The sequence below is a fragment of the Pseudomonas putida genome (genome assembly GCF_002906855.1).
Lineage (GTDB): Bacteria > Pseudomonadota > Gammaproteobacteria > Pseudomonadales > Pseudomonadaceae > Aquipseudomonas > Aquipseudomonas putida_N.
The window spans coordinates 711038-737545 of sequence record NZ_MINI01000028.1 but is presented as its reverse complement, the minus strand read 5'-3'; the positions used below and the strand labels follow the sequence as shown (position 1 = coordinate 737545).

The following is a 26508-nucleotide window of genomic DNA, read 5'->3' as shown; positions in this document are numbered from 1 at the left end:
AGTCGCAGAATTGCACACCAACGTGCCGAGGCCCATAACCCTATTTTCGATCGTCGTCACTCGAAGGGGATGTTGGCGACTACACAATCATCGCCAATCAACTTGTACCCGTGCTCGCACAGCGTTCCCACGACCGGGGCAACGCCGCGTTTCTTTCGGGATAGTTTTTCCATCGCATCAGCATCTCTGCCATCGACGGCATCCGCCTGGAATGTTTTCGAGTCGTCGATCTGGCTGCCGCCATCATTGGTATTCAACTGCTGTTGTGCTTGCGCGAGGCCCGTAGCGATCAGAAGTACAACCATAACCCTGAACTTCATATGCATTACTCCTTGCTGAGATGGGATTGCTCGCCAAGGCTATCGCCGAGCAACCTATGCCCCCATCTGGAAATGCAGCAACGTAAAGGAGCCGGGCCAGGCCTCGCTGGTGAATTGGGCCAGAGCCGTCTTTACTGGTAGGTAACGACCCGCAGGTACGGTGTGCGCCTATGAAGATCGTTGTCACCAGCATCCTCGTCGACGACCAGGCCAAGGCCCTGGCGTTCTACCATTACGTACTGGGCTTCGAGCCCAAGCATGACATCCCCATGGGCCAGCATCGCTGGCTGACGCTGACCTCACCCAATGACCCAAATGGTGTCGAGCTACTGTTGGAGCCCGATGCGCACCCGGCGGCCAAGGTCTACAAGCAAGCGCTGAAGCAGGATGGCATTCCAGCCACCTCGTTCGGCGTGCGCGATATCCAGGCCGAGTACACCCGGCTGTGCAAGGCCGGCGTGAAGTTCATCCAAGAGCCCACCGACCTGGGGCCAGTCACGGTCGCGGTGTTCGACGATACGTGCGGCAACCTGATCCAGATCGCCCAGAAACACTGAGCCGCGCCCATGGCAGCCAAAGCTGCCATTGGCTACATTGCAGCTGTATCCCGTGCGCCACAACAAGGAAAACAGATGCGCCACGAATTCAGCGAAGTGCTCAACGACCTGGTCGACTATTTCCTGCTGGGCGATATCCAGCTGCTCGACCGTTTCAAACACGAAAACCACCTGTCCGATGACCTGGCCCGCGAGTTCACCAGCAACGACAGCGGCGACAAGGCCGTGGCCGAAGGCGTGGTGGTGCCGCTGGCGGGGGTCGACAACCTGCCCTACCACATCCTGTTCACCCTCGATGGCTACACACCGGCCCTGCTCGAACCCGGCAGCCGGCTCAAGCACCGGCGCAACGGCTATGTGCTGCAGGTCGAGAACCGTGCGGTGATGCTGTACACCTGGCGCGTCCTGCAGCACTTCACCCCCAAGACGTTGGGTGACCTGCTGGCCCGTTATCAAGTGCCGGGGAGGCCGATGATCGAGCTGGACAACGGCTGGTACGACGTCGAGGTGCTGGCGGGGGCACTGATCAGGGATGGGTTGTACGAACCTGCTTTTGAATTCGTGCTGAAGAAGCGCTGGAGCCGGGGCGAGGCCAAAGGGGTCGATACCGGGTATGCCTTCAGCTTGCGGGGGTATTTCGACTGACTTTTGCCTGAGCCGGCCTCTTCGCGGGACAAGCCCGCTCCTACAAGGAACTTCACCGGTCTTGGGACCGGCGAGTACCTGTGGGAGCGGGCTTGCCCGCGAAGGGGCCAGGCCTGCCTAACCGATATCCCGGTCCTTGGTCTCGGGCAGGAAGAAGATCCCCAGCACCGCCGTCATCACCGCAATCACGATCGGGTACCAAAGCCCGTAGTAGATATCCCCGGTCGCTGCCACCATGGCGAACGCCACCGTCGGCAGGAACCCCCCGAACCAGCCGTTGCCAATGTGGTACGGCAGCGACATCGAGGTGTAGCGGATGCGCGCCGGGAACAGTTCAACCAGCCAGGCGGCGATCGGCCCGTAGACCATGGTCACGTAGATCACCAGCAGGGTCAGCAGCAACAGCACCATCGGGTAGTGGATCTTCGCCGGGTCGGCCCTTTCCGGGTAGCCCGCCTCTTTCAAGGCACTGCCCATGGTCGCGGTAAAAGCATCGCTCTGGGTCTTCAGGTCGGCGGCTGCCAGGCTGCTGCCGTCGAAGCTCGGAATCACCCGCTCACCGATGCGAACCTGCGCCACGCTGCCAGGCTCTGCCGCCTGGTTGGTGTAGGGAATCGCACGCTTGGCCAGGAGGCTCTTGGCGATGTCGCAGGAGCTGGTGAATTTGGCCTTGCCCACCGGGTCGAACTGGAACGCGCACTGCCCAGGGTCGGCAACCACCACCACCGGGTTCTGCTCCTGGGCGACGAACACGTCCGGGTTGCCGTACTCGGTCAGCGCCTTGAAGATAGGGAAGTAGGTCAACGCGGCGATAATGCAGCCGGCCATGACGATTTTCTTACGGCCGATGCGGTCCGACAGGCTGCCGAAGAAAATGAAGAACGGCGTGCCGATCAGCAAGGAACCGGCGATCAGCAGGTTGGCGGTCTGCGGGTCGATCTTGAGCATCTGCAACAGGAAGAACAGCGCGTAGAACTGACCGGTGTACCACACCACAGCCTGCCCAGCCGTGCCGCCGAGCAACGACATGATCACCACCTTGAGGTTGTCCCAGCGAGCGAACGATTCGGTCAATGGCGCCTTGCACGCTTTGCCCTCGGCCTTCATCTTCAGGAACACCGGCGACTCGTTGAGCTGCATGCGGATATACACCGAAATCGCCAGCAACAAGATCGACAGCAGGAACGGCACCCGCCAGCCCCAGGCCTCGAACACCTCGGTGCCCATGACGGTGCGGCAGGCCAGGATCACCAGCAGCGAGAGGAACAGGCCAAGCGTGGCGGTGGTCTGGATCCACGCCGTGAAGAAGCCGCGCCTGCCTTTGGGCGCGTGCTCGGCCACATAGGTAGCTGCACCGCCATACTCGCCACCCAGCGCCAGGCCCTGGAGCAGGCGCAGGGTAATCAGAATGATCGGTGCCGCCACGCCAATCGCCGCGTAGCTGGGCAACAGCCCCACCACTGCGGTGGACAGGCCCATGATGACGATGGTGATGAGAAAGGTGTGCTTGCGCCCGATCATGTCGCCCAGGCGGCCGAACACAATGGCGCCGAACGGCCGCACGGCAAAGCCGGCGGCAAAGGCCAGCAAGGCGAAGATGAACGAGGTGGTTTCATTGACGCCGGCGAAGAAGTGCTTGGCGATGATCGCTGCCAGCGAGCCGTACAGGTAGAAGTCGTACCATTCGAACACGGTGCCCAGCGAGGAGGCGAAGATGACCTTGCGCTCCTCCTTGGTAATGCCCCGTTGGGGCGCGCTACTGCCCGTGGAAGCGCTGTCGAGAACCGCCATGGGTTGCCTCCGTCTTGTCGTTATCGCAGGCCGGAGTACCTCACACCCATTTCACCGTCGCACCCAGGCCCTAGGGCTAGCATTGGTTGCGCGAAGCACGACGAGGTCGCTGCCTCGGATCGCAGCAAGGTAACTGAAGCATAAATCGGCTTTGCCACAATATCCACTTGCCAGCATCGCCAGATGCCATCACCCCAGAAACCGCTGCACCTCGGCCAAGACTACCTCGGCCTGTTCCCGGTGCGGAACATGCCCGCAGCCTGGCAACAGGCACATCGCGCTCGGCCCGGCGGCCAGTGTGGTGAAGCGCCGGGGATGCGCTGGCGAACCGAATTCGTCCTGGTCGCCATGCAGACTTAGCAGCGGGCAATGTACCTGCGCCAGCAGCGCATCCAGGTTCCAGTCGGCGAAGGCGTCGTCCAGCCAAGTGTCCACCCAGGCGCGCAATACCCAGTCGGCCTTGTCGCCGTGATAACGCGCCAGACGCTCCAGCTGCCCCGGCTCGGCGAACTGATGGTCGGCGTCGCGGATGCCCTGCAAGGTACGGTCCTCGACAAACGCCTGGGCCGATTCGATGATAAGGCCTCGGCAATGCTTGCCATGGGTTGCTGCGCAGCCGACGGCCATGCCGCCGCCGACGCTGTGGCCAAAGACGATGAAGTCGCCGATGCCCAGCTGCCGCCGCAGCGCCGCAAAGCCCTGCTCCGCCTCAGCCTCGACAAAGCCACGGCGCAACCGGCCTGGATGCGCATCGGAGCGGCCAAAGCCCAGTCGGTCATAGGCAATCACCCGCTGGCCGGTCGCCGCAGCCAGCTGTTCGGGGAAGTCACGCCATAAGGCAACGCAGCCCAACGAGTCGTGCAACAGTATGATCGGCACGCCCTGGGCGTTCAGGGGGCGCCAGTCCTGGGCGAACAGCTTGCCGTCAGGCGTATCGATCCAGTGTTCGAGCACGTCGACCTGCGTCATGCCGCCCCCTCGACCGGGCCCTTGAGCTCGACCTGATTGCCATCGGGGTCGAAACAGTACAGCGACAGCCCTTCGCCTTCGGCGCCATAGCGCTTCTCGGCTGCTTCGACCGCCACCCCAGCCGCCTGCAGGTAAGCCGTCAGGGCCTGCTCGTCGAACGGTTCGATGCGCAAGCAGAAGTGGTGCAGATTACGCCCTTGCGCCCCCGGCGCCGCACCGCCAGGCCGGCCCAGCGGGCCGTCGAGCGTCACCAGGTCGATCATTGCCGTGCCGGTCGCCAGGTGGATCATGCCCAGGTCCGGGCGCTCGCGGCTTACCGTGCAACCCAGTAGATCACGGTAAAAGGCCACGCTGCGCTGCAGGTCACTGACTCGCAACACCAGGTGGTCGATGTGCTTGAGGGTGAACGGTCGCATGCCGGGTCTCCTTCTGGCGATTGCCCGTGAACGTTCGCCACCATAGCCCAGGACCTGGCCCGCTGACCATCACCCTCTACTCATTCACCAGACGTTGCAACTGGCCACCTTCATGCCGGAAGAGGATACGCAGAATCTGGTCGACCAGCGCCCGGTCCGGCGCCTCCAGGTGAAAATGATGCCCACCGGGGTGCCAGGACACCTTGGCATGGCCTGGCAATGCAGCCTGGCGCTGTTCGAAACCGTTGCCGCTGAACGCGCCCTGCCGACCAAACATCAGGTACAACGGGCAGCGAATCTCCCGCAGCAGATCACACGCCTCGCGCTCGGTCAGCGGCATGGGCTCGGGCAGCACCAGCCGCGGGTCGTGGCGCCAGCAATAACCCTCGGCCAGCTGCAACAGATCGCGCAGGGCCAACAGCCGCGCGGCGTCTTCCGTCAACTCGCCATCCAGGCGCTTGCGCCGTTGCTCTAGTGCGGTTTCCAGGTTGTCGAAACGGCTGCCATCCGGGTCGGTAAATCCCTGCAACTGGCTGCGTTTGACCATTTTCTTGAGTCGGTAGGCGCGCGCCAGATGCTGCACGCGATCGTCCTCGGCCACGGTAAAGGGTGCCCCGATGCCATCGAGAAAGATCATGCTGGCGATACCACTGCTCATGGCCGCGAGCAGCGAGGCGATGCCGGTGCCCATGCCATGGGCAAGCACATGAAACTGAGACAGACCGAGGCTGTCGGTGACCGCCAGCATGTCCTCGGCATGCTCCCAGAGGTAATAGCCACTGTCGTGACGGCGATGGTCCGAGCGGCCGTGGCCCACCAGATCGGGGGCCACCACAAAACAGCCTTCCAGCAATGGCCCCAAGCGCTCGAACGAGGCCGCATTGTCCAGCCAGCCGTGTAACGCCAACACCGGAATGCCATCTTCGGCCCCCCAGGTGCGTACTGCTATTTCGATGCCATCGAGGTCCAGCAGGTGATCCTTGGGACTGCACAGCGAATGCATCCGAGTTCTCCCTATCAGAGTGCCAGCACCTGAGCCAGCACCACCTTCACGTCATGCTTTGCCTCACCTTCCCTCACTCGCCCGGCCGCTGTTGGCCTGCTACCGACCCTTGCATGCACAGAACCGACCCTGCGCAGCCATATGTACTGCCTCTTACGCGGGTCAATAGCTTCGACTCTTGCCTCCATACAACGGAGCGCCAGCAACATGAACCAGACACCAACGCCCTATCATCAGGTCCAGATCACCCGCAGCATGCCCGCCTGGGTAAGAACCCTGCATCCCGACCATACCCGGCGCATCGTGCAGACCGTGCGTAAAGACTACATGGATGAAAACGGCTCGCCCTACAGCTGGTACGCCGCAGCAGCGCCCGAGGAGCAACAGCTTCTGAAGCAATGCATAGGCTATCGCGATACCCAGGTGAAGGCACTGCATGCCGTGCTCAGCAAGCTCAAGGGAATCAGCGAATTCTGCAAGCCACTGCTCGAGGCCAGGCTTGACCTGGCTACCGACGTGGAGAAAGCCCAATACGTTCATCAGCCTTTCGAGGTCGTCAGCCCCTGGATCAATCCACCCGGGTTCGAATTCTCGCCGCCACCTGTGCAGGAGCCAGAGCCCACAACGACTCGCCCGGTAGGCGCGGCGCAAAAGCGCTCACTGCTGGAGGCGGCACTGCACAACTTCGAAGGCCTCGACGAAGTCGGCCCCTATGATGCCTTGACGCAGAGCACGCATACCGACGAAGCCCTCCGGGGCCTTGAGCCTGAAGGCTTCGTGCGCCTGTGCCGCAAGCTGGATCTCGGCCAGCAGTATCAGGACCACCTTCACGCCGTTTACCAAGGCACGAATCAGGCCGAGATCGAAAGGCTATGGATTCAGGCCAACAGGCAGGCATTGAAGGTCCAGGCCTTGATCGCATCACTCAAAGGGCTCTTGTCGCGCCGTGGTCGCGATGCCCTGGTCCAGCTGTGCAACAACGAACGTTTTCCGCACTACGGCGAAGCGTCACTGCACTGCTGGCGCTTCAGCCTGTTCGGCATCCCGATTCATGACGTGCTTCTGATCGGGCCCGACCAGGCTGACCAGAACAACCCCTGCATCCTCTTCATTCCCAACGATACCGAGCACCCGGTAAGGGAATATCCATCCTTGCAGGCAATGGGGGCACACCTTCGGCAACGGGTGCTGCACAGCAGTTTCCGTCAACAATTGATCGGCTTCGCTCACAAGCGCCAGCAGCCCGAACTCAGCCGCAGGCTGGAAAGCGCGCTGTTCACGGTTACCGACACGGGTATCCGCAAACCACGCGAAGCCAGCAACATCCACTGGGTCAAAACGCCACTGGCGTCAGATCCCTGGCCAGTGCTGTACCAAAGCCACACCAAGCGCCTCAAGCAGGATGCCCGAACGATTGCCGTCCCCACTGCCGATGCCGATGCGAAGGCCCGCGCCGAGCAACTACAGCACTGGCTCGATGCAGGCATGAATGCGCTCAATGTAGCCGCATTTTTCATACCGGGGCTGGATGCGGTGATGCTGGCGGTATTTGCCTACGACATCATGGATTCCGTGTTCACCGGTTTCGCCGCCTGGGAGGACGGAGATACCCACGAAGCCTTGGGCCAACTGCAATCACTGGCGATCAATGTCGCCGTGCTTGCCGGCTTCGCCGTCGGAGCCAAGGCGCTGAAGGCCTCCGGGTTCGTCGATGCCCTGGAGAGCGTTTGGCATGGTGACAGGCAGGTGCTCTGGCATGCCGACATGCGCGGCTACGCCAGCACTAAGACGCTGCCCGAGCAACTGCAACCCGACCCTCAAGGGCTCTACCGTACCCCGACCGGCACCTACCTGCGCTTGGAGGGCCGGCTCCATGAAGTGTTCGAAGACAGCCAAGGCCAATGGCGAGTTCGTCACCCCAACGCAGTAAACGCCTATTCGCCAAGATTGCATCACAACGGCCGGGGTGGCTGGCGACTGGCTCATGAACAACCCCTGCACTGGGACGATAGCCAACTGATGCGGCGACTCACCCCCAACGACAATCTGGCCGATGCCGATCTGGATGCTGCCAGGCGCAGCAGTGGCATCGACGCGCGCATTCTGCGCCAGGTGCACCTGGGCAACGAACGTCCTCCTGCTCAGTTGGTAGAGCTGATACAGCGACTGGCAGTCGACGACGAAACGCTCGATATCATCCATCGGGTTCGTCAACATAAGCCTCTGGCGGCCTACAAGAACTACGCCTTACCTGAGCTCCTGCAGCTCAAGGGTTGGCCGGAAGATCACGTGCTCAAGGTGTACGAGGGCGCAGAGCCATTCGGCGCGCACACGCGCCTGGGTGGCGACTGGAGACCCGGCCAGGTGGAGATCGAGATCACCCTGAGCGATCTGGAAAACGGTGAGCTTTGCCAAGTCATCGTCGATCAGCTGGACAGTGGCGTCGTGCACGCCTTGATGGGTGATATACCCGTATCCGAACAGTCTTCGAAACTGGCCAACCTGCTCGGCGACCAGTTGCAAGGCAAGCACCACGCTATCTTCGACAGCCTTCGCGCGAGCAGGCGCGTACCTCAGTCCGTTCATGCGCAAACGCTGGGTCGGCAATTCCCAGGTTTGCCGGACGCAGTGCTGCAGGATCTTCTGGCAGCGACCAACCCGCAGGAGCAACAACACCTGGCGATGAAACGGGTGCCCCTGCGTATCGGCGAGCAGGCGCGAATAGAGCAGGCACGGGCGCGCCTGGATCGTGCCTTGCTGGGGCTCTATCGCAAAAGCCTGAGCACTGCCGACAGTCTGACACTCGAGGCCGCGTTACGGGCCGAGTACCCTGCAGCAAGCCTTGCGCAACTGTTCGATATTGCTGTCAGTGACCGTGCCCGCGCCGCCATGCTGCTAGGCCAACGACCGATCAAGCCTCGCTTTGTGTCGCCGTCGCATCTGGCAGGTGGTGGTCTGGGTTACCACCTGAGTGGCAGGGGCATGGGCATCGAGGAGCGGCGGCTTCAACGCCTGTATCCAGCCCTTGACCCCATTGAGCGACGCAACATGCTGGATGACCTGCGCAGGCATGGCAATGTCGGCGAGCAGATCACTGCACTGGAAAGGCAGCAGCAGATTCTGGATGACCACTTGCGTGCCTGGGTGGCGCAAGCAACGCCTGAAGAGCAGCCGTCGCGCAACCAGCTGCGCGAAGTCCTCAATCGTGTGTGGCGCCGGGACTATGTCGAGCGTTTTACCCTGGAGCACATGCACATCCCGGCCCTGCCTTCTCTTCCCGTGCGCCTGGACCACATCATTCGCCTGGACATCGATGCGATTGGCCTGCAGGAAATACCTGAAGATTTCCTGCGCAGTTTCCCAAGGCTGCAACAGCTCAGCATTCGCAACAATTCGTTGCTGCGGACCAGTTCGCTGTTCAGGGCACTGCCTGACGCCCATGAGCTGGGCGGCCTGAGCCTCATCGACTGCGGGATCACGGAGCTGACGTTCAACGAACGCGAAACACTTGCCTCTCTCCCGGCACTGCGAGCCCTTGACCTGCATGACAACCCGTTGCAGCAGCTGTCCGGCCTGGAGCGTTTCACTCGACTGGAGCGGCTCAACCTGAGTGACTGCCAGCTGTACGCCTGGCCAGATGGGCTGACAGCACTGATGGAAAACCCGCACGCTGCACTGCACAACCTGGACTTGAGCGGCAACGCTATCACCGAAGTACCAGAGCTGGCCCGTGTACTCGCAAGCCCCTTCGTGGCGGCGCTCGAGCGCGCTGACAACCCGGCCCGCTGGTGTATTCTGCGAAACCCGCTGGCATCGGAGCCCAGCTTGCAACTCGCCAATCGGCGGGTGCAGGTAGAGTTCAATTTGTGGCTGCTCGATGCCAGCGACGCACGCCGCAGCATCTGGGATCAACTGTTCGTTGAAAACGCCCATCCTGAGTTGCAAGACATCGTCGAGCGCTTGGCCGAAGTGCGCGCCATGGATATCGACGTTGACGTCTGGCCTCTGCTTGAATTGATAAGCGATGTCCGCAGCAGAGCAATCGCTTTGCACCACCCGGATCTGCTTCCCCACCTGACCCAACGCCTGGAGCGGGTGGCCCTGGAATTCGCAAACGCTGAAAGCAACGCCCTGGCCGATGCCTTGAGCACGCTGCAGGTGGAGGTGAGCATCCTCTCGGAGGTGGTAACGACACCGCCTCACCCGGGAAGAATGTTCAATACGATGCGCGGCTTGTATGCCCGCGAAAGCGTGAACGGGTGTGCCCGCATCATCCATCAGGGGCGGGTAACCACCCGGGCACAACTGCGGCAGGCCCTGGATCAGGATCCAAACCTGAACGTTGCGCAACTGCAATTGCCGTGGCTCGACCCACTGGACGACTTGCCATCCGACCAGGTTCTCGGTGACGATTCCGACCTGGAAGAAATACGCCTGAGGCTTCGTGAAGAGCTGGCCGATCTTCTCGGTTTCCCCGAGCCTGGCCCTTTACAATGGTTCTACACAGTGGCCCCACTGTCAGGAGCCACAATCTACAACGTCGAGCAGCGGGTCTTCAGCCTGGAAGCGGATGCCATTGCGCGGCGCACCTGGATCGCCCAGCACCCCGACTGGCAAATCTATTTGCGCACCCACTTTGCCGAACGCTTCGAGGCCCTGAACGAGCGCTGGGTGGGAGTCATTACCTATCTGGAAGGCCTGCAACACGCAGCGGCAAGAGCCGACCACGGACTGCCCAGCGAAGTGCTCGCCGGGGTAATCGACCTGCTTGGCCAGGTGCTAGCCACCACCCCCGTCGATGCCAACGGGCAGTTGCTCCCTGTGACCCTGAATGAGGGCCAGTACCTGGAGGCCAGCAACCTGATCCCCGCCAGGTTGCAGCAGGAGCAAGCGGCCTTGAACGAACAGCTGACCGCCGAGGCCGACCCGAACTGACCCCAGCCTACTGCCCGCGCAGGTCGTCGAAAAAGGCCTGGCGCCCATCGATCTGCGCCGATGCGCGAGGTGCGCCCGCCACCTCGCCGTTGGCGCTCTCGACATGCCAGTAACAGTGCCTGACGGCGCGTGTCACCGCCACATAGGCCAGGCGCTGCACCTCTTCCTTCTGTGCCGTGTCGAACGGCTGGGCATCGCCGGCCTTGCCCAGGCCAGCCTGGCGGTAAACCTGGTTCTTGTACGGCGAGCTGGTCAGGTACTGGCAATCGCCGAGCATGAACACCGCATCGGCCTGCAACCCTTTGGCACTGTGGTAGGTCAGCTGGCGCAGGCGCCGCTGCTCGGCGGGCAACAGCGCTTCGGCGTGCAGGACGCTTTGCAGGTGCTCGTTCATCAGGGCTTTGTCGCTGCCTTTGCGGTACAGCATCATCACCGACTCACCGCGCTGGTAATGCTCGATCAATGTCTCGCCCAGCGCCGCCTCATCACGGTCGAATACCCGCACCGGGGCGCCCGGCAGCTCGGCGGCCGGCCCGCTGGCGCGAGCCTTCTTGCCGGCAATGGCCGGGGTGCCTTTGACCAGGTGTTCGGCGGCGTCGATTACCTGCTGCTGGCAACGGTAGTTGTCCACCAGCATCACCCGAGTGTTGGCCGGCGACGGGAAGGCCTTGGTGAACTCCATGAAGTACTTCGGCGAACTGCCGCGCCAGCCATAGATTGACTGCCAGTCGTCGCCCACGCACATCAGCGAAGAATGCTGGGCATTGCGCCCGGTATGCATGGCCGGGCCTCGGCGGCGGATTTCCGCGAGGCTGGCGCGCAGCCAGCTGACGATCTGCGGCGAGACGTCCTGGAACTCGTCGATCATCAGGTGCGCCAATGGCCGCAGCAGCGGGTCGGGCAGCAGCTGCAGGTTCTCCGGGTTGTTCTCGCCGAACAGAGCGAACATGCGGTTGTAGCTCATCACTGGTGGCGACTGGTCGAGCAGGTGCGCTTCCAGGGCTTTCCAGTACAGGGCCAACGCTTCAAAGAACAGCGCGTCGGGATCGCCGGACGGGAAGCTCATGGCTGCCACGGCCGGGTTCACCTCAAGGCCCAGGTTCTCGATGAAGTTGGCGGCGCCGACGAAGGCGTCGAGCAGCGGCGCCGGAGCCAGTTCGCCCTTGACCTTGTACTCGAAACCGGGCCCGGCCACGGCATCGCCGGCCAGCGATGCGGCCAGGCGCCGGGCCATGGCGTAGTTGTCGAGCCAGATCAGCGGCTTGTCGCAGAACGCCTGCAACAAGGTGCGCTTGACCGCCCACTCGGCACGCACCGCCAGCTTGGCGCCGGGGCGTTGGTACTGGGCGCTTTCCGCCGGGTCGAAGCCCAGCACCACCCAGGCATCGAGGCCTTCCAGGCGGCCATGCACATGGAAGCAGCTGCCACGGATCTCGACCGTTTCGCGGCAGGGCTCGATCCCCTTGATCGGCCAGGCGCCGGCGGCAAACCACAGGTCCTCGATCACGTCGCACAGTTCTTCGTCACGCTGGGCGGCCAGCTGGGTGACCTGCACCCGCTTTTGTACATCCGGGTGGTCCGGGTCCAGTGGCTTGAGTTGCAAGGCCTCGCGGCGCAAGGTGGCGACGATCTCGGCGAAGCGTGGGCTGTCGCCGAGCAACTGGCTGTAGCACTGGTTGAGCTGTTGGCGCTGGGCATCGTTCAGGCGCAGGTCGAACGGGTTGCTCTCGGCTTCTGCCTCACGGCCAGCCGGCATCTCGTTGCCCAGGGTCTCGAACGCGCGCACCTGGCTGAAGCCTGGCAGGCTGCGCACCAGCGGCAGGATCCGCGAATGGAAGGTACGCACCAGTTCGCGGGCCTTGGCTGGTTGCAGGTCGAGCTGCCAGAGGCCGAACACCTGTACCAGGCGCTTGATGAAGTCCTTGCGCGACTCGCGGGTGAACGTGACCACGGTCATCGCGTCCAGCTCGTAGCCCAGGTAGTGACGCAGCAGCAGGATGCGCAGCACCAGCGAGGTCGACTTGCCCGCCCCGGCGCCGGCCACCACGCAGGTGGACGGTGTGTCGCTGAAGATCAGCTTCCACTGCGCCGCGCTGGGCTGGGCCTCGGCGGGCAAGCGCTGGGCAACGTCGGCCTTGAAACGCTTTTTCAGTTCCGCGCTCAACGGCAGGCGCCAATCGTCGAACAGGTTGTCGTCGTGCCCGGGCACGGCGGCTGTGTCAGGGCGCGTGTCGCGAATCACCAGCACCTGGCGACCGGCCTCATAGCCTTCCACCCGGCCACGCTCGAACCCTTCACGCAGGCCATCGGCATGGCCGCTGCGCTGCCCGGTAACATGGCCAAGGAACCAGGAGTCACGGTGTTGTGCCTGCAGGCGGCTCAGGCCACGGCCCAGCAGGCGGGCAGCCAGGCGGCGCAACCAGGGCAACTGGGCGGGCGGGGTCAGTTCGGCGGGGGCCTGGGGTTGCTCGTGAGCCACGGTCACTCCGTTGAAAATCAGATCAGCGGGCCATGTTCGCCGCATCTGCCAAAAATCGCCAGCGAATGCTTGCAGATCAGTGGATTAGGCGATGAATCGCATAATCCACATCGCCACTATCAATCTACAAAACAGATAATAATCAGCCGATATTTACGCTTATTTTCGATCTTTTTTTGACGCATCATGGCTTCATTCCACCGATTCAAGGAGCACGACCATGCTGCAACTGCGACCGTTCGAAGGCCTCGGCCACGCCAACCACGGCTGGCTCGATGCCCACCACCACTTTTCGTTTGCCGAGTACTACGACCCGGCACGCATGCACTGGGGCAACCTGCGGGTCTGGAACGACGACCTGATCGCCGCCGGCAGCGGTTTCCCGCCGCACCCGCACCGCGACATGGAAATCATCACCTATGTGCGTGAAGGCGCCATTACCCACCAGGACAGCCTGGGCAACAAAGGCCGTACCGAGGCTGGCGACGTGCAGGTGATGAGTGCCGGTAGCGGCATCGTGCACAGCGAGTACAACCTGGAAGAAGTCGATACCCGCATCTTCCAGATCTGGATCGTGCCGGAGAAGGTTGGCGATGCACCGTCGTGGGGGACCCGCCCGTTCCCGAAAGGTGAGCGCGGCGAAGGCTTCGTGACCCTGGCCAGTGGCCGTGCCGGTGATGAGGACAGCCTGCAGATCCGTACCAATGCACGGCTGGTGGCCGCGACGCTGCGGGCTGGCGAAACCGCCGAATACCGCTTCGATGCCGGACGCCGGGGTTACCTGGTGCCGGCCAAGGGGCTGGTGGAGGTCAATGGACTGCGCGCCAAGGGCCGGGATGGCGTGGCGATCGAGGAAGAGGAAGTGCTGCGGGTGACCGCGATCGAGGACAGCGAAATCGTCCTGGTCGATGTTGCTTGAACGAAGGGGGCCGCGCTGCGGCCCCACTCAGTTCAATCAGGCAATCGCCGCATCCACCAGCACCTGCGCCTCTTCCACCAGGCGCTTGAGGTGCGCCTCGTCGACGAAGCTCTCGGCGTAGATCTTGTAGATGTCTTCCGTCCCCGAAGGCCGCGCGGCAAACCAGCCATTGGCCGTCATCACCTTCAAGCCACCAATCGCCTGGCCATTGCCCGGCGCCTGGCTGAGGATCTGCACGATTGGCTCACCGGCCAGCTCGGTGGACTTCACCTGCTCCGGTGCCAGCTTGCTCAGGGCGGCCTTCTGCCGGGCGTCGGCCTTGGCCTCGACGCGGGTGGCGAACGGCTTGCCCAGCGCCGCAGTCAGGTCGTTATAGGCCTGGCTCGGGTTGCGCCCGGTACGGGCAGTCATCTCGGCCGCCAGCAGCGCTGGAATCAGGCCGTCCTTGTCAGTCGCCCAGACCGTGCCGTCTTTACGCAGGAACGAAGCACCGGCACTCTCCTCGCCACCAAAGCCGAGAGATCCGTCGAACAGGCCCTGGGCAAAGAACTTGAAGCCCACCGGCACTTCGTACAGCTTACGGTCCAGGCGCTTGGTGACGCGGTCGATCAGGCCGCTGGACACCACGGTCTTGCCCACTGCGGCGTCGCTGCGCCATTGCGGACGGTTGCGGTACAGGTAGTCGATGGCCACGGCCAGGTAGTTGTTCGGCTGCAGCAGGCCATCGGCGGTGACGATGCCGTGGCGGTCATGGTCCGGGTCACAGGCGAAGGCTACGTCGAAGCGCTCGCGCAGGCCGATCAGGCCTTGCATGGCGTAGGGCGAGGATGGGTCCATGCGGATCTGGCCGTCCCAGTCCACGCACATGAAGCGGAAGGTCGGGTCGACCTCGGTGTTCACCACTTCCAGGTTCAGCTGGTAGCGCTCGGCAATCGCCGACCAGTAGCGTACCCCTGCCCCGCCCAGCGGATCGACGCCCAGGCGCAGGTTGGCGCCACGAATGACGTCGAAGTCGATGACGTTTTCCAGGTCAGCCACATAGTTGGCCACGTAGTCATGGCGCTGAGTGGTGGCGGCTTGCAACGCCTGGGCATGCTCCATGCGCTTGACCCCGGCAAGGTTCGCAGCCAGCAGTTCGTTGGCCTTGGCCTCGATCCACTTGGTCACATCGCTGTCGGCCGGGCCGCCGTTGGGCGGGTTGTATTTGAAACCACCGCTCTGTGGCGGGTTGTGCGACGGGGTAATGACGATGCCATCCGCCAGGCCCTGGCTGCGGCCACGGTTGTAGCAGAGGATGGCATGTGACACCGCCGGCGTCGGGGTGTATTCATCGTCCTTGGACAGCATCACCTGCACACCATTGGCGGCCAGCACTTCCAGCGCACTGGCCGCAGCCGGCGCAGACAGCGCATGGGTATCGGCACCGATGAACAGCGGGCCGTCGATGCCTTTTTCCTGGCGGTACAGGCAGATAGCCTGGGTGATCGCCAGCACATGGTGCTCGTTGAAGCTCAGGTCGAACGAGCTGCCCCGGTGCCCCGAGGTGCCGAAGGCCACGCGCTGGGCCGCCACGGCGGCGTCGGGGCGGCCGGTGTAGTAGGCAGTGAGCAGGCGGGGGATATCGACCAGCACGCTGGCCGGAGCCGGCTTGCCTGCCAAAGGACTGAGCGTCATGCAAAAACCTCGAGTTCAACGGATGTTGGTGTTGGAACACGCAGTGTACTGGGAGTTGCAATGCCGTGCGATGGGGCCACCGAGGATTATTTAACGGCCACCTGCCACCATGCGGGGAACATCTGCTGAACCCGCTGCTCGGCGAAACGTTCGTCGATCAGCACCAGCACGCCGCGATCGTGGTCGCCACGAATGACCCGCCCGGCGGCCTGGATGACCTTGCGCACACCGGGGTACAGGTAGGCATAGTCGAAGCCAGCGCCAAACTGCCGGCCCAGGCGCTGCTTGAACTGTTCGTTGACCGGGTTGACCTGGGGCAGGCCGAGGGTGGCGACGAAAGCCCCGATCAGGCGCGTGCCAGGCAAGTCGACCCCTTCGCCGAACGCCCCGCCGAGCACGGCAAAGCCCACCCCCTGCCCGTCTGCCACGAAGCGATCGAGAAAGGTCTGGCGCGCGCTTTCGTCCATGCCCGGTGCCTGGGCCCACAGCGGGATGCCAGGATGCTGCTCGGCGAGCAGGCTGGCCACCTGCTGCAGGTATTCGAAGCTGCTGAAGAACGCGAGGTAGTTGCCCGGCTGGCGCTGATATTGCTCGGCAATCAGCGCGGTGATGGGCGCCAGTGAAGCCTGGCGTTGGTGATAGCGGGTCGAGACCTGGCTGGCGATGCGCACCTCGAGCTGCTCGGCACGGAACGGTGCCGCCACTTCCAGCCAAGCGGTATCAGCCGGCATGCCAAGCAGGTCGGTGTAAAAAGGCCTCGGGCTCAAGGTGGCGGAAAACAGCGTCACACTGCGCGCGGCCTGCATGCGCGGGGCGAGCAGCCGGGCCGGGGTGACATTGCGCAGGCACAGGCTGGCCAGGCGCCGTTTGCGGGGGCCTTCGCGCAGGCTGACGTCGAACAGAAAATGCTCGTCGAACAGTTCGGCCACCCGACTGAACTGCAGCGCCTGGTAGAAGAACTGCAGCACCTGGGCATCGACCTCGGCGGGCGTTTCATTCATGCGCTCCTGGATCAATCCGATGCATTGCTGCAGGGCACGCAAGAAGGCCTCCGGCAACTGATCGCTCGCCTGATATGGCGCGTGCTGCTCCTTGAACAGCGCGTTCCACTGCCGATTCAGCCGGTCCAGGGCACTGCCGAGCCCATGCGGCTTGCTCTGGCGCAAGGCAAGCAACTGGCCCTGGTCGAGGCTGGCGCTGTACATGCCGCGTCCGCGCTCGACCAGGTTGTGCGCCTCGTCCACCAGCACCGCGACCCGCCACTGGTTGAGCTGGGTCAGGCTGAACAGCATGGCGTGAGCGTCGAAATAGTAGTTGTAGTCGGCCACCAGCACGTCCACCCAGCGGGCCATTTCCTGGCCGAGGTAGTACGGGCAGACCTGGTGCGCCAGCGCCACCTCGCGCAAGCTGGCGCGGTCGAGCATGGGCCGTGAGGCCGCTGCCTCCCGTGCAGCGGGCAAGCGGTCGTAGAAACCCCGGGCCAACGGGCAGGACTCGCCGTGGCAGGCTTTGTCCGGGTATTCACAGGCCTTGTCGCGCGCTATCAGCTCAAGGGTGCGCAAGGCCGGCTGCGGCGTGCCCGCGCTGATCTGGCCCAAGGCATCCAGTGCCAGCGCCCGGCCCGGGGTCTTGGCCGTGAGGAAAAACACTTTGTCCAGTCGCTGCGGGACCATGGCCTTGAGCAGCGGGAACAAGGTGCCGAGGGTCTTGCCGATGCCGGTGCTGGCCTGGGCCATCAGGCAGCGCCCGGTACTGACCGCCTTGTACAAGGTTTCGGCCAGTTGCCGCTGGCCCTGGCGAAACTGCGGGTAAGGAAAGCTTAGAGCCTGCAACCCCTGGTCGCGCTCGGCAAAACGCTGTTGCTGGGCCTGGGCCCAGGCGAGAAATCGCTGGCACTGCGTTTCAAAAAAGCCCTGCAATTCATCGGCGCGATAGGGTTCGCTGATCAACGTCTGGCTGTCGTTGTCGACATCCAGATAAACCAACGCCACCTCGATGGCCGGCAACTGCCGCGCCTGGCACATTAGCCAGGCATAGACCCTGGCCTGGGCCCAATGCAGCTGGCGGTGATTGGCCGGCTGGCGTGCCAGATCGCCGCGGTAGGTCTTGATCTCTTCCAGGCGATTGGCGGCCGGGTCATAGCCATCAGCGCGCCCGCGCACCAGCAAGCCCTGGTACTCGCCTTCGAGGGCGACTTCCGCTTCATAGCCTGCGGCGCGCCGGGCGACCACCCGACGGTGCCCTTCGATACCTTCCTGCGCCGTGGGTGACGGGGTGAAGCGCAAGTCCAGGTCACCGACCTTGGCGCTGAACTCGCACAACGCCCGCACCGCCACGCGATAGCTCACGATGCCTCGCTCCAGCGCACATGGCAGACCGCCACCGGCAAGCCATGCTCGGCGCAGAATTCCAGCCAGCGCAGCTGGTTGTCCTGCAGGCGGTCACCCGGGCCCTTGACCTCGACCATCCGGTAGCGCTGCTGCTCCGGCCAGAACTGGATCAGGTCCGGCATGCCGGCGCGGTTGTTGCGGATATCCTGCAACAGGCGCAGGAAGCACTGTTTCAAGTGCTCGGCGGGCAGGCACGCCAGCGCCTGATCGAGCAACGCTTCGCTGAGCATGGGCCAGAACACGAACGGCGATTGCAGGCCTTGCTTGGCCGTGTAGCAGTCGAGGATGGCCTGACGATGGGTCCCCTCGTCCAGGCGACCCAGGCAGGCCGCGAACGGTGCCGCACGCCGTTGCTGGAAATCGCTGTCATGCAAGTCCTGGGGCGCCGCCTGGAACGGGTTGAAGAAGGCACCTTGAACCGGGGCGAAGACCGCTTCCCAGCACAGCAGGCCGAACAGGCTGTTGAACAGGGTGTTTTCCACGTAATGCGCCGGCCCTCCCGCTTGCGCCAGGTATTGGCGCACGGCCTCCTCGACACCCAGCGCTGCCTGCTCGCGCGGCAACTCCAGTTCGATCAGCTCCAGGACGGGAGTGCGCCGGCGGCGCTGTACAGGCCCGCCGAGCTTGCGTGCCAGCCGCGGCAACATGCGCTCCAGGGCTTGCACTTCCAGGGCGTTGGCCGGTGCGGCCGCCAGCTCCAGAGCCAATGCGTGTGCCTGCGGCCAACGCTCGCTACGCTCGTATACGCGCACCTGGCGGATACGCGCTTGCGCATGGCAGCTACGGGCATACACCGCCAGGGCCTGGTCCCAGTCCCCCAGGCGCTCGCACTGCTGGCCCACGGCGAACAGCAGCCGCCCATGGCGCCGGGCCAACCATGGGTTGTCGATACTCAGGCCGGCCAGTGTCGCCAGGATAGACGCGGGGTCTTCGCCCAGTTCCAGGCGCTCGGCACACTGGTGCAGCGTCATGGCCTGGTCGACCTCGCTGCGCTGCTGCAGGGCACGTGAGTCGGGGCTGAACGGTACCTGCTCGAAACGCAGCAGGCCCAGGTCAGCCAGCACGAAGTCCGACCAGTTCTGGTACAGGTTGCCGAAAAACAACAAGCGCATGCGATCGCACAGCGGCTGCAGGCACCATTGCACGATACTCACCGGGGCCTGGGCGAACCATTCGCGCAAGGGCCTGGGAGCCAGCGCCAGGGGCCGCAGTTGTTCCAGCAGGTCGCCCTTGGGCGCCCGCAGACGGCTCAATTGCCCAGCAAACCCGCGGGCGAGTTCATCCTTGCGCAACAACGCGAACAACTGCTCAAGGCTAAGCGCCTCGGGTTCGCGCACCCAACCCAATGCCAACAGCGGTTGCAGGGCCGCCATGCTGTCACCGATTTCGGCATAGTCCAGGCGGTCACAGCGAAACAGCTCACCCTTGCGCATCACCATGCGCACCATCAGCGCCTGGGTCGGCTGCGCCAGCTCGGCAAAGGCATGGAGAAAGGCCAGCTCCTGCTCATCGAGCAGGTCGGCGTAACGTGACTCGACCCACAGCAGCACCTGGCGGAAGTTGTGCAGGTAATATAGCGGGTCATCGACGGAGTGGGCGATCACAGGACGGGTCGGGCAAAAAGAGTGAGCACTGTTTATACATACAGATACAGCACCCAGGCAAGCACCAAGGTTCATTCCGCCGACCTACCGACGAATGGCGCCGATCGCCAGGCGCCCTGCCAGGTTTTCCAACGCCTCAGCCAGTGCCTCTGGCTGTTCACCCAGCCACGTCAGCGCCAGGTATTGCCGGTAACGCCCGTACAAACCGAATTGCTCACCTGGCAGCACCTGCAATTCCAAGCCCGCTGTCGCCGCCATGGCGTGTGCGCCCGCCATCGGCAGTGACAGACGCACCCACAGGGAGCAGCCGCCATCCGGCGTGTCAAATTCCACCTGGTTGCCCAGAACCATACGCAAGTGCTGGCCAAGTTGCTCCATGCGCCCCTGCAGCGCCAAGCGTATCCTGCCTAGCTGCTCATCGATTTCGCCGGTCGCGATCATCTGCGCCAGCGCCTGCTGCCGCATTGGCGCCAACTGGAAGGCGCGCAGGGCAAACGCTTCCGGCAAGGCCGGGTCGCCCCCCAGCACGTAGGCATAAGGTGCCTCGCCCCCCACCGACGACTCCAGCGAGCCCAGCACCAGCAACCAGCGCGGGTCAACGCAATCGCGCAAGCGCCTCGTTGGCATGGCAAAGCACAACTCGCTGTCCAGATCGTTCTCCAGCAACCAGACAGGATGCAGTGCCAGTAGATCACCGAGTTGCTGCTGAACTCGGTGGGGCATCAGGCGCCCAACAGGCATCCCTAGGCACGATGGCATGATCACCATGCGCACCGGTTCACATCCCAGCAACCTTGCCAGACTGTCGATATCCAGGCTGCCGCAGCTATCCAGCGGTACTTCGATGACCCGCATGTCGCAGCGTTGCAGCGTGCGCAAGATCCGCCAGCAGCACGGCGAAGCAACCAGCACGGTAGCGCCTCGCAGCGCCAGCGCCAGCAGCAGGGTTTCCAGCACGGCCTGTACATCCGGGCCCAGGTGCACATCTTCCGGCCGCCAGAACTGACGGGAAGACCGGGTGTAGCGCTCCGCCAGGGCATCACGTAGGCGTGGCCCGCCCAGCACACGCGTTGGCCGCCCACGCAGCCGCCCCAGGCGCCGCTCATGGGCGCACAGTGCGCGCTCCAACTGCGGCTGCACCGGCAGCGCATGGGCAGCGTCGACTTGGCCTGCCTGGATACCGGCTTGGGCGAAGTAGCCGGACTTTGGCACCGACCGCACACGCCCTTCGTGTTCGAGCAGGTTGTAGGCGGCCTGTACCGTGGCCAACGAAACACGCAGGCGCCTGGACAAAGCCCTCAACGAGGGCAAGCGTGGCTGCCCGCCCCGCTCCGCTTCGTCGATCAACGCAACAAGGTAGCGATACACCACGTGATAGGCGAACTCACGCCCCATCAGAGTGATGCCTTGTGCGCCGACGTGCACGGGGCTGCCTCACGGTCCAGCAAGCGCAGTTGCACATCCCGTCGCGCCAGGTTGGCCAGCAAGTGCCGCATACCAGGCCCCAGTCGCCCTTTGTAAACCACGCGCAGCTGCGCAAGCGTCAGGCCGCTGGTGTTCACTATCCAATCCTTGACCGCATCAGGGCAGCTTTTGCCTTGCAGGGCGCGATGCAGATAAGGCAATGCGACCAGCATGTCGGCATGCAGGGATTGCAGAAAATGCTCCAGCCCTGCCCCCTGATCGGCAAACGGCCGGTACAGCATGCAGGCGAGCTGAGTCTGTTCGAGGCCATATGCCTTGGCCAGGCGAGCCTGCTGTGGCTGCGCCGCAGCATTCGGGCTAAGCAGGCGCAATGCTTGCCTGGGTGCAACAGGCGCCTTGCAGCGAGCGGCCAGTTCATGCAACTGCGACAGTGCCAGGGGATCGACAAACGCCGACAGGGGCGTGGCGTGCTGCGCCGGCTCGAAACACCCTCCCAGCACCTGATCCAGTTCCCCCTCACCGAGCAGCTGCGCAAGCAGATCGTCAATCACGATGACCCGCAGCGGCAATGCTCTCGACGGTGCGCTGTACGGCGTGGCGAGCGTGCCACCCGGGGAGCCGGCGGCGGCATGCAATTGGCCAAGGCAGTTGGCCATGTTTTCAACACATTGATGTAGCGCGTCCGGGGCGTCTACACCTGCCTGGCGCAGGCTCCGCCGGGCCCAGGCGGCAAACCGCCGCCGTTGGCCGGCAGGCATGGCGGTGACCAGCGCATCGGCGCTCGGGTAGGTGACCAGCGCCAGACGAAGGGCACCGGCCAGCTCCAGGTGCGTGCGACTGCCCAGCAGTGCGTCCGGGCGCGCATCGACGAGGTGGCCGAACAGGAGCAGGGCTTCACGTGCCAACGGCCTATCTCGGTCCGTGGCGTCGGCCTGACGGCAGAAAGGCATCACCGCAGCGCCATCGACCATTTCCAGTTGCACGCGCGGGTCGTCATGCATGAACAAGGCGCTGAAGTGGCGCTCGTGCTGCTCCAGTTGCGCACTGCTGGTTGCCGGCAAACAGCTCACCAGCACGCGTAACTTGAACGTCACGGGGGCCCGTAAGGCGATACTCAGCTGGGCTGCACGCAAGACCGCCAACAGCCGGGCGCCACGGCGATCGCTCCCCTGCACCACCAGCAACCTGAACGTACCGATGTATTCCGGCCCACCGGCGGCCACCAGCAAACGCTGGATCAACAGTTGCAACGAAACACGTTGTTCCTTGGACATATGGCTCAACAGGCGCTCGAGCACCTGTTGGTAGATAAAGTGCATAGCCTGGTCGTGAACAATACTCACGGCGTTACCTCACAACTTCATCCGCCGCACAAACGGGTAGCCTATGAAAGGGTGCAGCGAATTAAACTTTAAGAAATTTCCTACAGCAAAACGGGAAACTTTGAAGTTGCGAAAATCTGTCGCCATGCCATTGAAAAATAGGGACCATTTTCCATCGCACGCTCCTTGCGCCAAATATCATTGCGCAATTATCGAGCCTTGAAAAAGGATTAAAAGATACAGATGCCGACTAAAAAACCATTCAGAAATCAGAAAACACACAATATGCAGACAACAGGAAAGTGCCTTATAGAAAAGGACGCTTAAAGAGATGAACCATTACTTGATGGCAACATTCAATTACAAAGCCCGCACCTTCAACCTGTTCAAGATAGCCGCCCAACATGCAAAAAACCGGGCATCAGCCCGGTTTTTCGTTTCCAGACATGCTGTCAGGTCGACGCCATGTCGAGCACCACTCGCCCACCACAGGGGCATTCGTCCATGTAGCGATGGGCCTCGACCACATCAGAGAACGGATACACCTTGATGATCTGCGGCGTCAGCAACTGATCGGCGGTGAACTGATTGATATCGCGCAAGGCCCGTTGCAGCGCCACCTGGTCTTGGCTGATACCCAGTTCCGGCTTGCCGGTGAAATTACCGATGCAATGCACGTAGAACTGGATGTTCTTCTGGAACGCCGCGCAGGCCGGGAATGGCGTCTGGTTGCCTCCCTGCAGGCCGTACAGCACCAGGCTGCCACGTGGCGCCAGCACATCGCCGAGCAACGACATCTGCGGCCCGCCCATGCCATCGAGGACCATGTCCACGCCACGGCCATCGGTGTACTTGCCAACCTGCATGAGCAGGTCCTGCTCTTCGGTGACAATCACCTTGTCGGCGCCTAGGCCCAGCAGGTACTCACGCTGCTCAGGCTCCTTGGTGGCGGCGAACACCTTGAGGCCGAGCGCCTTGCCCAGTTGCACGAAGGCTGGCCCGGCACAATGGCTGGCATCAGTGACCAGCGCGGTCTGCCCGGCCTTGGCGCGTGCCAGGTCGACGTAGGCGAAATAGGCGATCAGCAGCGGCGTGTAATGCACACTGGCCTCGATCGGCGTGAGAAGGTCCGGGTAGCGGGTGATGGCGGTGCGCGGCAGGACGATAACGTCGCCATACACCGGGTGATCGTTGGCACTGGTGGCCGGGAAACTGGCGACCCGGTCGCCCACCGCAATGTCATCGACGCCTTCGCCGACCGCCGTCACCACACCGGCCATCTCGTGGCCGATCCCCGCGGGCAGACGGGCCTGGGATGGCGCCAGGTTTTGCCGCCAAAGCACGTCATACCAGCTCACGCCGATCGCCTCGACGCGGATCTGCACCTCGCCGACGGCAGGTGACGGTTCGGCCTGCTCCTCGCAACGGAGCACATCGGCAGCACCGAACTTGTGGAAACGGATCATGCGGGACATCGCATACCTCGCCTGTGTGAATCTCGTATTACCACGGACTTTATCCGGGCTTTTGCCGTTAGACCATCAGTGGCTATTAATAGTCGACATGCCTGTCATCGATTGGGCACCTGACTTTCCTGTGCATTGGCCCCCGGAAATCCGTGCAGGGTAACAGCCTTTGGCCTTAAGATTCACCCCTGCTCCACTTCAGGCGAAGCGCACCGATGAATCGAAACGACCTGCGTCGCGTAGACCTCAACCTGTTGATCGTGTTCGAAACCCTCATGCATGAGCGTAGCGTGACCCGCGCCGCCGAGAAGCTGTTCCTCGGCCAGCCGGCGATCAGCGCGGCCCTGTCGCGCCTGCGCAACTTGTTCGACGACCCGCTGTTTGTGCGTACCGGCCGCAGCATGGAACCGTCGGCACGCGCCCATGAAATCTTTGCCCTGCTGTCGCCGGCACTGGACTCGATCTCTACCGCGGTCAGCCGCGCCGCCGAGTTCGACCCGGCGACCAGCAACGCGGTGTTCCGCATCGGCCTGTCGGACGACGCCGAGTTCGCCCTGCTGCCACAGCTGCTCAAGCGCATCCGCGCCGAAGCCCCCGGCATCGTCCTGGTGGTGCGCCGGGTCAACTACCTGCTGATGCCGACCCTGCTGGCCTCGGGTGAGATTTCCGTTGGCGTCAGCTACACCAGCGAACTGCCGGCCAACGCCAAGCGCAAGGTGCTGCGGCGCAGCAAGCCCAAGCTGCTACGCGCCGACAGCGTGCCAGGCAGCATCACCCTTGACGACTTTTGCGCACGGCCACATGCGCTGGTGTCGTTTGCCGGTGACCTGTCGGGTTTCATCGACGAGGCCTTGGAAGAGATCGGCCGCAAGCGCCATGTGGTGTTGGCCGTGCCGCAGTTCAACGGTTTGGGGAGCTTGCTCGCGGGCACCGATATCGTCGCCACGGTACCGGACTACACGGCCGATGCCTTGACTGCAGCCGGCGGGCTGCGCGCTGAAGACTTGCCATTAGAAGTGCGCACGTTCGAGTTACACATGGCCTGGCGCGGGGCGCAGGACAATGACCCGGCGGAGCGGTGGCTGAGGTCGAGGATACAGATGTTCTTTGGCAGCGACGAAAACATGTAAGAACTGCAACGTGGGCGCATTCGAGCGGAGCCAGTTGACGCAAGCTCATGGCAAATCACTGAGTATATCTGCTCGAATGCTGGTTCCTGGCCCGCAGTCCTGAGAAACCTTGGCCCCAGATCAATGCGGGTGGTGTTGTAAATTTCCGATTGAGTTAATTTTGACAGGGCTCATTACGTATCGTTGACTCTGGATATGCTTTGACAACTATTTCTCGTCGTCTGCAAATGGGGTATTCCAGATCACCAGTTCGAGTGCGGCAGCGATCTGGATGCGATGGTCGCCAAACGGGATAGGCAGCAGGTCCTGGGCGCGCTCCAGCCGGCGCAGCAAGGTATTGCGATGGGTACCCAGCACCTCGGCGGTCTGGGTGATATTGCAGCCATTGGCCAGGAAGGCGTGCAACGAATGCTGAAGCACCGTGGCCTCGGCCGCCAAGCGCCCCAGGGTGCTCAAGACGAACTGCCTGGCCGCGCGGGCATCCTGGGTCATCAGCGACACCATCCGCACCTGATCGATCGTGGCAACGGCGGGTGAACCTGCCAAACGGCCCATCAACCGCTGGGTGGTCAAGGCTTCCAGGTGCGAGCGCCGGAAGCCATTCATCCCCGCGCCCGCCGAACCGATTGCCGCGCGTATTTTCGGAAATTGCCGGGCGACGCCCTGCAGCAGGTTCAGGTCCAGCGGCTTTGCCACATTGCTCCAGGCCCACAGGGTCGCGGGGCCCGCGAACACGATCAAAGGCGCTACCGTGCCCGTGAGCTGCGCCAGGGCACGCGCCATATCCTCCAAGGGGCGAATCTCGGCGTCCGGGGTTTCGCTCCAGACGAGGCAGGCATGGTGCCTCTGAGCCAGGCTATAACCCAGTCGCCTGCGGAACTGCTCCGCGTCCACATCCCTGCCATCGAGCAGCCGGCTGACCAGGCTGCGTTTATCGATAGGGTCGTCATGGGCCTGGGCGTTTTTTTCTTCGAGGATGATCCGCGTCACCACACGCATGTTGCTGTCGATGAATTCCGAGATCGAGCGCGACGAGACCTCCAGGAATTCCTCGAGTACAGCGGGATCCTGCGTCAGGCTGAAGGCCATCTTCATCCACAGGTCCCAGGCTGCGTTCTGTGTCGACCTTGCAACATTCATCAGCAGCTCGGATAGCCCCCTGCGGGCGAGCTCCCTGGCCGTGTCCACCATGTCAGCGGACACGTAGGGCTCCACCGGCTCACCAGGGCGCTGCAGGTTGGCATTGGCCCAATGCAGCAACTCTGCCCGGTTGGCGCGCCGGCACGCCGCGAGGATGACCGGGTCTTCCAGCAACCTGGCATCTTCGGGTGAAGAGAACAGTGACTGGTTCAGGCGCTCGACCCACTCAGGGGGCAGCGCCTGAGCGCGTTCGGCGCCTTTGCGCATAAGCTCGCGAACGGCTTCCGAGGGGCGTGGCCAGGGCGATGGCGTGCTGGTCATGG

Annotated in this window: 18 protein-coding genes; 5 read left to right on the top strand and 13 right to left on the bottom strand. The window is 63.2% G+C overall.

Annotated features, from left to right (window positions below; all coding sequences use genetic code 11):
* Positions 1–56 precede the first annotated feature (56 nt).
* Complete coding sequence (locus BGP85_RS03675) at positions 57–320, bottom strand: hypothetical protein (RefSeq protein ID WP_103447625.1); 264 nt, start codon at positions 318–320, stop codon at positions 57–59.
* Positions 321–490: 170 nt separating this feature from the next.
* On the opposite strand from BGP85_RS03675, the gene BGP85_RS03670 reads away from it, so the two are divergent.
* Both BGP85_RS03670 and BGP85_RS03665 read left to right on the top strand, forming a co-directional pair.
* Positions 491–877: a VOC family protein gene (locus BGP85_RS03670; protein WP_103447626.1), complete on the top strand. Its 387-nt coding sequence runs from the start codon at positions 491–493 to the stop codon at positions 875–877.
* A 75-nt stretch (positions 878–952) separates the two neighbouring features.
* Entirely contained in the window at positions 953–1522 is a 570-nt protein-coding gene (locus BGP85_RS03665) for a hypothetical protein (RefSeq protein ID WP_103447627.1), read from the top strand.
* A gap of 117 nt (positions 1523–1639) precedes the next feature.
* Here BGP85_RS03665 and BGP85_RS03660 read toward each other — a convergent pair whose 3' ends face one another.
* From BGP85_RS03660 to BGP85_RS03645, 4 genes are all read right to left on the bottom strand, one after another.
* The gene (locus tag BGP85_RS03660) at positions 1640–3313 is read right to left on the bottom strand and encodes an MFS transporter (protein WP_103447628.1); all 1674 of its coding nucleotides are present in this window, start codon (positions 3311–3313) and stop codon (positions 1640–1642) included.
* 189 nt (positions 3314–3502) lie between these two features.
* Positions 3503–4282, bottom strand: a complete 780-nt coding sequence (locus BGP85_RS03655) for an alpha/beta fold hydrolase (RefSeq protein WP_103447629.1) — start codon at positions 4280–4282, stop codon at positions 3503–3505.
* Positions 4279–4698: a VOC family protein gene (locus BGP85_RS03650; protein WP_103447630.1), complete on the bottom strand. Its 420-nt coding sequence runs from the start codon at positions 4696–4698 to the stop codon at positions 4279–4281. Before BGP85_RS03650 ends, BGP85_RS03655 begins: the two co-directional genes overlap by 4 nt.
* Positions 4699–4774: 76 nt before the next feature.
* Positions 4775–5701 carry an alpha/beta fold hydrolase gene (locus BGP85_RS03645; protein WP_103447631.1) on the bottom strand — a complete coding sequence of 309 codons (927 nt, stop codon included), beginning with the start codon at positions 5699–5701 and terminating at the stop codon, positions 4775–4777.
* Positions 5702–5908: 207 nt separating this feature from the next.
* Between BGP85_RS03645 and BGP85_RS03640 the strand changes: the two genes are divergently transcribed.
* The gene (locus tag BGP85_RS03640) at positions 5909–10636 is read left to right on the top strand and encodes a leucine-rich repeat domain-containing protein (RefSeq protein WP_181004498.1); all 4728 of its coding nucleotides are present in this window, start codon (positions 5909–5911) and stop codon (positions 10634–10636) included.
* Between the two features lie 7 nt (positions 10637–10643).
* On the opposite strand, the gene BGP85_RS03635 is transcribed toward BGP85_RS03640, so the two are convergent.
* Positions 10644–13160: a UvrD-helicase domain-containing protein gene (locus BGP85_RS03635; protein WP_103447633.1), complete on the bottom strand. Its 2517-nt coding sequence runs from the start codon at positions 13158–13160 to the stop codon at positions 10644–10646.
* A 175-nt stretch (positions 13161–13335) separates the two neighbouring features.
* Between BGP85_RS03635 and BGP85_RS03630 the strand changes: the two genes are divergently transcribed.
* Entirely contained in the window at positions 13336–14034 is a 699-nt protein-coding gene (locus tag BGP85_RS03630) for a pirin family protein (RefSeq protein ID WP_103447634.1), read from the top strand.
* A gap of 36 nt (positions 14035–14070) precedes the next feature.
* Here the strand turns inward: BGP85_RS03630 and pgm are convergent, their stop codons facing one another.
* The 6 genes from pgm to BGP85_RS03600 all read right to left on the bottom strand — a co-directional run bounded on the left by pgm (position 14071) and on the right by BGP85_RS03600 (position 23924).
* A complete protein-coding gene (gene pgm / locus BGP85_RS03625) occupies positions 14071–15708 on the bottom strand; it encodes a phosphoglucomutase (alpha-D-glucose-1,6-bisphosphate-dependent) (RefSeq protein ID WP_103447635.1) in 1638 nt (545 codons plus the stop codon).
* A gap of 86 nt (positions 15709–15794) precedes the next feature.
* The gene (locus BGP85_RS03620) at positions 15795–18056 is read right to left on the bottom strand and encodes an ATP-dependent DNA helicase (protein WP_103447636.1); all 2262 of its coding nucleotides are present in this window, start codon (positions 18054–18056) and stop codon (positions 15795–15797) included.
* Positions 18053–19702 carry a VRR-NUC domain-containing protein gene (locus BGP85_RS03615; protein WP_103447637.1) on the bottom strand — a complete coding sequence of 550 codons (1650 nt, stop codon included), beginning with the start codon at positions 19700–19702 and terminating at the stop codon, positions 18053–18055. The genes BGP85_RS03620 and BGP85_RS03615 overlap by 4 nt, the downstream gene beginning before the upstream one ends.
* A gap of 84 nt (positions 19703–19786) precedes the next feature.
* Entirely contained in the window at positions 19787–21097 is a 1311-nt protein-coding gene (locus tag BGP85_RS03610) for a GntR family transcriptional regulator (RefSeq protein WP_103447638.1), read from the bottom strand.
* Positions 21097–22470 carry a hypothetical protein gene (locus tag BGP85_RS03605; protein WP_103447639.1) on the bottom strand — a complete coding sequence of 458 codons (1374 nt, stop codon included), beginning with the start codon at positions 22468–22470 and terminating at the stop codon, positions 21097–21099. Before BGP85_RS03605 ends, BGP85_RS03610 begins: the two co-directional genes overlap by 1 nt.
* A 431-nt stretch (positions 22471–22901) precedes the next feature.
* The gene (locus BGP85_RS03600; RefSeq protein WP_103447640.1) at positions 22902–23924 is read right to left on the bottom strand and encodes a zinc-dependent alcohol dehydrogenase family protein; all 1023 of its coding nucleotides are present in this window, start codon (positions 23922–23924) and stop codon (positions 22902–22904) included.
* 206 nt (positions 23925–24130) lie between these two features.
* On the opposite strand from BGP85_RS03600, the gene BGP85_RS03595 reads away from it, so the two are divergent.
* Positions 24131–25045: a LysR family transcriptional regulator gene (locus tag BGP85_RS03595; protein WP_103447641.1), complete on the top strand. Its 915-nt coding sequence runs from the start codon at positions 24131–24133 to the stop codon at positions 25043–25045.
* A 207-nt stretch (positions 25046–25252) separates the two neighbouring features.
* On the opposite strand, the gene BGP85_RS03590 is transcribed toward BGP85_RS03595, so the two are convergent.
* Positions 25253–26506 (bottom strand): PucR family transcriptional regulator, encoded by a 1254-nt coding sequence (locus tag BGP85_RS03590; protein ID WP_181004499.1) that lies wholly within the window; start codon positions 26504–26506, stop codon positions 25253–25255.
* Positions 26507–26508 lie beyond the last annotated feature (2 nt).